At 36.7% G+C, this 376-nt stretch carries 1 protein-coding gene; it reads left to right on the top strand.

What is annotated here, in order from left to right; translation table 11 throughout:
* On the top strand, positions 1-376 hold a 376-nt coding region (locus HMPREF2937_RS13115), incomplete at both ends, for a chromosomal replication initiator protein DnaA (RefSeq protein ID WP_373879081.1).

The raw sequence follows: 376 nt of genomic DNA, 5'->3' as shown, positions 1-376 counted from the left end.
GAGGAATAGGGTCCTTGAACTGGCAAAAAGTCAACTAAAACAAGCCACTTATGAATTTTTTGTTTTAGATGCTCGATTAATTCAAATTGAGCAAAATACGGCGACGATTTACCTGGATCCTATGAAAGAACTCTTTTGGGATAAAAATTTAAAACCAATCATTTTAACGGCTGGTTTTGAGGTTTATAATACTGAAATTGTCGTGAACTATGTCTTTGAAGAAGATTTAGCTAAACAAGCAGTAGAAGAACCAACTTCCCAAGTTCTCCAAGCCCCACAAAAGAATCACCTGCCACAGGTTGATTCAGATTTAAATACAAAGTATACTTTTGACAACTTTGTCCAAGGTGATGAAAACCGTTGGGCCTTTTCTGCG

It is taken from the genome of Staphylococcus sp. HMSC061G12 (genome assembly GCF_001838465.1).
In the GTDB taxonomy this organism is placed as follows: domain Bacteria; phylum Bacillota; class Bacilli; order Staphylococcales; family Staphylococcaceae; genus Staphylococcus; species Staphylococcus simulans.
This window is presented reverse-complemented; position numbering and strand designations above follow the sequence as displayed.